Here is a 1,430-nt window from a genome sequence, read left to right as displayed (position 1 = left end):
CAATACTCCGGACAGTTTTTAAATAGGGATGCTTACGCAATAAAGCACAGAAGCGAAAAAACTGAGTGCTATCTGAACCCAAAATAAACAGAAAAAAAGGCACTCTTTTAGGTTAAGCTATAAAAACACACAAGCTCAACAGATTGCCTTATGAAGATTATTGAATCCATCTTACAACAACTGCCAGGAATTAGTCAACCCCAAAAGAAGTTTTTAATCACTTTATTCTCAACTATTTTGCTGGTCTATGGTAAGGTCAACTTCACGAATCTCAGTCGTTATAGTTATTTGAGCGAAAAAACCTACCGTCGTCACTTTCTCAAAAGCTTTAATTTTCCACAATTTAATCAATATTTCCTCGAATCTGCCTTAAATCCTGAACACACAGTCATTGCCGTTATCGATTGTTCTTTTTTAAAAAAAAGTGGCAAAAAAACTGACGGTAAGGGTTATTTTTATAATGGTGTAGCGGGGAAATCGGAACAGGGGTTGGAAATTTCTGTAATTTCTATTGTCGAAATTGAGAGTCGTTTATCTTATAGCTTAAGCGTACAACAAACTCCATCACGCCCTCAAATAAAGAAGGTGAAAAAAATACCACAAAAACCGAAGAATAGCTGGTCAAAAAAATCTCGCAAAAAACAGGAGTCTCAAAGCTCAACGCCTGACATCACAAGAGTTGATGACTATGCACAACATCTAAAGAATACTCGTTATTTCTTCCCAAATTCTGTACGTTATTTGGTCGCTGATGGCTATTACTACCGCTCTAAATTCTGGGATGCTGTGCGGGAGTTAAATTTAGACTTTATTGGCAAGTTAAGAGTTGATGCTAACCTACGCTATCTTTATACTGGTGAACAAAAGAAACTGGGAGCTCCACGTAAATATGATGGTAAGGTTGACTGCCATGATTTGAGTCGTCTTAATTTTGTTAAAGAAATAAAACCGGGAGTTTCATTATATACATTGGTGGTGTGGAGTTGTTGTTTAAATTGCCAAATTAGGTTGGCTTGTATCTCTGAGGTTCAAGCCAACGGAGAAATTAAAAATGCTTTATTATTTAGCACTGATATTCACTTACCGCCTGAGCAAATTGTTGAATATTATCAGGCTCGTTTCCAGATTGAATTTATTTTTCGTGATGCCAAGCAATTTACGGGATTGTCGGATTGTCAAGCTCGTCATTTACCACGGCTTGATTTTCACTTTAATGCCAGTCTAATTGCCTTAAACTTAGCCAAACATGAACTTTCTAGTTGTCATTCATCTGCCAAATCTTTTGTGTTTTCTATGGCCTCTTATAAACGTCTGGAATTCAATAAGCATCTACTTTCTACCTTTATTGATAAGTTAGATTTAGACCCGGATTTGATTTTAAATCACCCTAACCTTCCTTCAGTCTTGTCTTATGGTACTCTGGCTGCTTA

1 protein-coding gene is annotated in these 1,430 nt (G+C 36.6%); it reads left to right on the top strand.

Features of this window, described 5'->3' with window-relative positions:
* Window positions 1–150: 150 nt before the first annotated feature.
* A partial coding sequence (locus QT987_RS29730) for a transposase (RefSeq protein ID WP_333247077.1) occupies window positions 151–1,430 on the top strand: 1,280 nt, incomplete at its 3' end.

The organism is Microcoleus sp. SVA1B4 (assembly GCF_036700545.1).
Lineage (GTDB): Bacteria > Cyanobacteriota > Cyanobacteriia > Cyanobacteriales > Microcoleaceae > Microcoleus.
The sequence above is the reverse complement of the archived record's forward strand: the minus strand, read 5'-3'. Positions and strand labels throughout refer to the sequence as shown.